The following is a 6,739-nucleotide window of genomic DNA, read 5'->3' as shown; positions in this document are numbered from 1 at the left end:
GACGAAAAAAGGGGTCTGTAGCGAAATGGGCGGGCATTTTAACAGGATGGACGGATTCTGCTGCTCTCTCCGACTTGTGACGCAGCACGCTATCTAAATTTGCCGGTTTTGATACTTTCCCTCAGGATGCGCGCTGAATATGCGTCTAATGTTCGAGTTAGAGCGGTACAAGAAATTGCGTTTGATAATCAATATCATTTGTCATTGTTTATCTACGCGTCATAATGCCCGCCGCCAACTTCTATTACAGAGTCTAGGGAGCTAGCTTGTCCAAGCCTGTCGAACCCTTGCGCTTGCTGCTGCTGGCCGAAGAGCCGGCGTGGGCAGCGTTGTTGCGCGAGTGTCTCGCTCCGTTGGGAGACTCGGTGGTGCTGATCAGTGCGCCGACCTGGGAATCTGTCAGCCGTCTGTTCGATGAAGACCGCTCTGCGATTCTGTTAACCGTTCCCCAACTGCAACCGGCTCCCGGTCGTTGCAGCCTGCCCACGGTATTGCTGCTGGAGCAGGAGCCGTTGAACACGCCCGCCGGCGCCAGCGACTGGCTGGTGAATAAAAACCTCACTGCCGATACGGTGCGCCGTTGCCTGCGCCACGTGCGCGAGCGCGGGGTGCTGGAAAACACCCTGTTGCGCCTGGCCGAGCAGGACCCGCTGACCGGCATCGCCAACCGCCAGGGCTTCCAGACCCTGCTGGCGGCGCGCCTGGCGGAAAACGAAGGACGCGGGCTGGCCCTGGGGCACCTGGACCTGGACAACTTCCGCCATGCCAACGATGCGCTGGGCCACCAGGCTGGCGACCGGTTGATCCTGCAAGTGGTCTCGCGGCTCAAGAGCCAGCTTGAGGCCGGCGACCAGCTGGCGCGCCTGGGCAGCGACGAATTCGCCCTGCTGATCGATACCCGCCGGGCGCCGCAACGCGCCGAGTGGATGGCCGAACGCATCGCCGAAGTCATGGCCGAGCCGTACTGGATCGATGGCGAAAGCCTGCTGATCGGCTGCAGCCTGGGCATCGCCCACGCGAGGGCGAATGCCGGCGCCGACCCGCTGATGTGGCACGCGCACATCGCCATGCAACAGGCCAAAAGTACCCAGGGCTGTACCTTTCACATCTTCAACGAACGCATCAATCGCAATGCCCGCAGCCTCGCCGACCTGGAAAGCGAACTGCGCCGGGCCTTGCGCCGCGACGAGCTGGAGTTGCACTACCAGCCGCGCCTGAACCTGCATGACGGGCAGATCGTCGGCCTCGAGGCCCTGGTGCGCTGGCGCCACGGCGAGCGCGGGCTGTTGCCGCCGAGCGAGTTCGTGCCCCTGGCCGAGCAGAGCGGCCTGATCGTACCGCTGGGCTACTGGGTGATTTCCCGGGCGCTGCGCGACATGCAGGCCCTGCGCGAACGCGGCCTGGCGCCGCTGCACATGGCGGTCAACCTGTCGTTCCGCCAGTTCCAGGACAGCCAGCTGCTGTCGACCCTCAGCCGGCTGATTGCCGAGCGGGGTGTTGAGGCGCAATGGCTGGAATTCGAACTGACCGAAACCGCGGTGATGCGCCGCAGCGACCTGGTCAAGCAGACCATGGATGCGCTGGGTCGGCTGGGGGTGCGGTTTTCCCTGGACGATTTCGGCACCGGGTTCTCGTCCTTCGTGCACCTCAACAGCCTGCCGATTGCCTTGTTGAAGATCGACAAAAGCTTCGTCGGCGGCATGGAGCTGCGCGAAGAGAACCGCAAGCTGGTGCACGCCATGATCAACCTGGCCCACAACCTCCATCTCGAGGTGGTGGCCGAAGGCGTGGAGACCCCCGAGCAACTGGCCTTGCTGCGCAGCTTCGGTTGCGACCAGGCGCAAGGCTACCTGATCAGCAAGCCGCTGCCGCTGACGGAACTGGTGGAGTACCTGACGTTCGGCGCAAGCCAGCAGGTCCTGGTCGACGAGGTCATCTGACGGCACCCCGCCGTAGTGGCAGGAGAACCTGCCGCTACAGGGAATCCCGGGCGGTCTGGAAGTTATCCCGCGCGGCAGGCTCCGCGCCTTCCCGGCGAATCATCCGGCGCATCTTCCATTCGAAAGCCAGGGTCAGGCTGATGGCGGCACACGCCAGCCCCGATGCCAGGCCCCACCACACGCCGGTCGCGCCCCAGCCCAGGGTGAATGCCATCAGCCAGGCCGCCGGCGCACCGATCAGCCAATAGCAGCCCAGGCCCACGAGGAAGGTGGTCTTGGCGTCCTTGAGCCCGCGAATCGCGCCCATGGCGATGGTCTGCGTACCATCGAACAGCTCGAACCAGGCCGCGACCGCCAGCAGGCTGACCGCGAGGTTGATCACGTCGCGAAAGGCCGGGTCGTTATGGTCGAGGAACAGTCCGATCAACTGGTTCGGCAACAGCCAGAAGACCATGGCGAAACCCAGCATGGCCGCGCCGCCAAAGGCGATCCCGACCCGGCCGGCCATGCGCGCGTGCAACAGCTGCCCGGCGCCGTAGTGCTGGCCGATGCGCATGGTGATCGCGTAGGAGATCCCGGCCGGCACCATGAAGGCCACGGAAACGATCTGCAGGGCGATCTGGTGCGCCGCCAGTTGGGTGCTGCCCATGGTGCCCATGCACAGCGCGGCGAAGGCGAACAGCCCGACTTCCACCGCGTAGGTGCCGCCGATGGGCAGGCCCAGGCGCCAGAGTTCCCGCAGGTAGTGGCGATTGGGCCGCGCCAGGCCCTGGCGCAGCGGGTAGGCGGCATAGGCCGGGTGGTGCTTGATGTGCCAGGCCAGCGCCAGGGCCATGCAGTTGGCGACGATCGCGGTGACCAGGCCGATCCCCACCAGGCCCAGCTTCGGCAGGCCGAACATGCCGGTGATCAAGGCGTAGTTGAGCAGGAAGTTGGCCACGGTGCCGGCCAGGCTGATGACCATCACCGGCGTGGCGCGGCCGATGGCGCTGGTGAAGCCGCGCAGGGCCATGAAGCTCAGGTAGCCGGGCAGGGCGAACGGCAGGATCAGCAGGAACTGGCCGGCGGACTGCACGTTGGTTTCGGTCTGGCCGAACAGCAGCAACACCGGCTTGAGGTTCCACAGCAGCAGGCCGGCGACCAGCGCCATCAGCCACGCCAGCCAGAGCCCGGCCTGGGTCAGGCGCGCGGCGCCTTCGATGTCGCCGGCGCCCTGGCGAATCGCGACCAGGGTGCCGACCGCTGCGATCACGCCGATGCAGAAGATCGACACGAACGAATAGGTGGCCGCGCCCAGGCCACCGCCGGCCAGGGCTTCCGGGCTGAGGCGGGCCATCATCAGGGTGTCGGTCAGCACCATCAGCATATGCGCCAACTGTGAGGCGATCAGCGGCCCGGCCAGCCGCAGGATGGCCCAGAGTTCGGTGCGTGCTGGATGCTGCATGGTCATCGGTCTCGATAGGGGGGAGGGAGTCAAGAGGGTTGATTCTCGGCGCTCTGGGTGACTTTCACAAAGGGATAAAAACGATTGGTGGCATGATTAAAACTCATGCTTGCGGATTCTGGTAAGTTGGCGCCATTGCGCCTGTGGAGTGCTGCCATGCCCCGTCGTCTTCCGCCCCTGTATGCCTTGCGCGCCTTTGAAGCCGCGGCGCGATACAGCTCGTTCACCCGCGCGGCCGAAGAGCTGTCGATCACCCAGAGTGCGGTCAGCCGGCATATCCGCACCCTGGAAGACCACTTCGCCTGCCGGCTGTTCCAGCGCAGCGGGCGCAACCTGCAACTGACCGAAGCCGCGCGCCTGCTGCTGCCAGGCATCCGCGAAGGCTTCACCGCCCTCGAGCGCGCCTGCGATACCTTGCGCGCCGAAGACGGCATTCTGCGCATGAAGGCGCCCTCGACCCTGACCATGCGCTGGCTGCTGGCGCGCCTGAGCCGGTTCCGCCATCTGCAACCGGGCAACGAAGTGCAACTGACCAGCGCCTGGATGGACGTCGATTCGGTGGACTTCAACCAGGAGCCCTTCGACTGCGCGGTGCTGCTGAGCAACGGCCACTTTCCGCCGGACTGGGAGGCCAGCTACCTGTTTCCGGAACTGCTGATCCCGGTGGGCGCGCCGAACCTGCTCAACGACCAGCCGTGGGATGTAGCGCGGCTGGCGGCCACCGAGCTGCTGCACCCGACCCCGGATCGCCGCGACTGGCGCAACTGGCTGGAGCGCATGGGCCTGTCCGAGCAGGTTTCGCTCAAGGGCGGACAGGTGTTCGACACCCTGGAACTGGGCATGATCGCCGCGGCCCGCGGCTACGGGGTTTCCATGGGCGACCTGCTGATGGTGGCCGAGGATGTGGCCCAGGGACGCCTGAGCCTGCCCTGGCCGACGGCGGTGGCCAGTGGCGAGAATTACTACCTGGTCTGGCCCAAGACCCGGCCTGGAGGTGAACGTTTGCGCCGCCTCAGCGACTTTCTCCAGAACGAGGTCCGCGCCATGCAATTGCCCGACGTAGAGCGTCTCGGCTGAAACGATGAAGGCCCCGTGACAAGGGGCCTGCGCGATACCCGTCCAGCGCGCTCAAGTATTGATCGGCGCCGCCGAATCCTTGGAAGTGGAGCCTTCGCTCTGAAAGGTTCCGACACCTCATTCTTATTAGAACCATTGCCGAGCGTGTGACGCGATCAGGACGATCCGGTCTCTCGGCCAGGAGCTGTCATGCCTCAACCTCGTGCCCGGATCGCCTCGCAGCTTGGTCTCGCACTCGCCGTGGTACTGGCGATCGTGATCAGCGGCAGTACTGTCTTCGCCCTGCGCTCGCTGGACGCCGCCAACCTCGCCACCCGGGAAGAACACCTGGCCAGTGAGGCACGGCTGCTGGCCGACCAGCTCAATACTTTCCACGGCACCCTGCGCGAAAGTACCCAGCGCCTGAGCGGGCTGTTCGAAAAGCGTTTCAGCGGCGGCCTGAGCCTGCACCCGGACCAGCCGGTGACCGTGGCCGGTACCCAGACCCCGGGCCTGCACCTGGGTGATGTTGTGCTGAACAACAATTTCGAGGAGGTCGACGAGTTCAAGCAGATGACCGCCGGCGTGGCGACGGTGTTCGTGCGCAGCGGCGACGACTTCATCCGCGTCAGCACCTCGCTGAGCAAGCAGGACGGCAGCCGCGCCATCGGCACCCTGCTGGACCATGGGCACCCGGCTTACCAGAAACTCATGGCGGGGCAGAGCTATGTCGGCCGTGCGCTGCTCTTCGAGCGCCTGTACATGACCCAATACACGCCGGTGCGGGACAGCGCCGGCCAGGTGATTGCGGTGCTGTTCGTCGGCTTCGACTACACCGACGCGCAGAACGCCCAGTTCGACAACCTCAAGCGCTTCCGCATCGGCCAGACCGGTTCCCTGGCGTTGCTCGACGAACAGCAAAAGTGGCTGGTGCCGCCGGCCGGCGTGCAGGCCCTGGAGCCGGCGGGGGCGACCATCGCTGAACTGGCCAGGCAGCCGGGCAAGGGCCACTTCTGGAGCGACAAGAACGAGGACTTCTACAGTGTCGCCGTGCCCTTCGAAGGCGGGCCCTGGTCGGTGGTGGCGAGCATGCCGAAGGCCGAGATTCGTGCGGTGACCTGGAGCGTCGGTCTGCGGCTGGTCATTGGCAGCCTGTTGGCAATGCTGCTGGCGGTGGGCGCCACGGTCTGGCTGCTGCGCAGCAAGCTTGCGCCCCTGGGCGACCTGGTGCGCCAGGCCGATGCCTTGGGTAAAGGCGACCTGAGTGCGCGCCTGAATGTCTCCAGCCAGGATGAGATCGGCCAGTTGGCAGGCAGCTTCAACCAGATGGGCCAGGCCCTGTCGACCATGGTCGAGCACATCCGCAAGGCCGCCGCGGAGGTCAATGGCCGGGCCCAGGCGTTGTCCGGGTTGTCGGGCGGGGCGTACGAGGGCATGGAACAGCAGTCGGGCGAGATCAGCAGCATGGCCGGGGCAGTGGAGGAGTTCAGCGCCACCTCGCTGAACATCGCCGACAACATGGGCAACACCGAGCGCCTGGCCCAGGAAAATGCCCAGCAGACCCGGATCGGCCGCACCTCGATGGAGGAGGCCTCGGCGTCGCTGGAGCAGATCGCCGGCGCCTTGAACAGCACAGCCAATGTGATCAATACCCTGGGCCAGCGCTCCGAGGAAATCGGCGGCATTGTCGGGGTGATCACCGCGATTGCCGACCAGACCAACCTGCTGGCGCTGAACGCCGCCATCGAGGCCGCGCGCGCCGGCGAGCAAGGCCGCGGCTTTGCCGTGGTCGCCGACGAGGTACGCAACCTGGCCTCGCGCACCCGCGAAGCCACCGATGAAATCTCGGGGATGATCAACAGCATCCAGCAGGAAACCGGCAACGCCATCGCCACCATGGAGCAGGGCAATGTGCTGATGCAGGAAGGCCTGTCGCGCAACGCCAATGTCGCCTCGGCCCTGGCGCGCATCGACGAGCAGAGCCGCTCGGCCGGCCAGCAGTTCGCCGCGATTACCACCGCGACCCAGGAGCAGAGCAGCACGGCGACCCTGCTCAGCAGCAACCTGCAAAGCATTGCCCTGGCCAACAGCGAACAGCGCGAAGTGGTGTCGAACCTGGCGATCACCGCCAAGGAGCTGGAGAAGCTGGCGGCGGACTTGCGCCAGGAGGTCGATCGCTTCCGTTGATAGCGGTTGCGTGGCCGTTGACCGCGACTGGGGAGGCAGATTGCAAATGCACGGGGCTGGGCTAAACCATAGGGGCGATTTCCCTACAGGATGCCTTCCCGGCAGGAGCTGA

The 6,739-nt window shown here is 65.5% G+C and carries 4 protein-coding genes; 3 read left to right on the top strand and 1 reads right to left on the bottom strand.

The annotated features are described in order from the left end of the window. Positions 1-266 precede the first annotated feature (266 nt). A complete protein-coding gene (locus AC3RCP_RS30980) occupies positions 267-1,940 on the top strand; it encodes a putative bifunctional diguanylate cyclase/phosphodiesterase (protein WP_492570579.1) in 1,674 nt (557 codons plus the stop codon). 34 nt (positions 1,941-1,974) lie between these two features. Here AC3RCP_RS30980 and AC3RCP_RS30975 read toward each other — a convergent pair whose 3' ends face one another. After that, complete coding sequence (locus tag AC3RCP_RS30975) at positions 1,975-3,384, bottom strand: NorM family multidrug efflux MATE transporter (RefSeq protein ID WP_492570580.1); 1,410 nt, start codon at positions 3,382-3,384, stop codon at positions 1,975-1,977. A gap of 156 nt (positions 3,385-3,540) precedes the next feature. Here AC3RCP_RS30975 and AC3RCP_RS30970 point away from each other — a divergent pair, with 156 nt between their 5' ends. Together AC3RCP_RS30970 and AC3RCP_RS30965 are read left to right on the top strand one after the other, a co-directional pair. Further along, a complete protein-coding gene (locus tag AC3RCP_RS30970) occupies positions 3,541-4,461 on the top strand; it encodes a LysR substrate-binding domain-containing protein (RefSeq protein WP_007926627.1) in 921 nt (306 codons plus the stop codon). Between the two features lie 189 nt (positions 4,462-4,650). Then, positions 4,651-6,627 carry a methyl-accepting chemotaxis protein gene (locus AC3RCP_RS30965; protein WP_097134657.1) on the top strand — a complete coding sequence of 659 codons (1,977 nt, stop codon included), beginning with the start codon at positions 4,651-4,653 and terminating at the stop codon, positions 6,625-6,627. Positions 6,628-6,739 lie beyond the last annotated feature (112 nt).

This window comes from Pseudomonas sp. GW822-FHT05A08, assembly GCF_058800485.1.
Note: the sequence above shows the minus strand (reverse complement) of the source record. Positions and strands in the feature narration are given on the sequence as shown.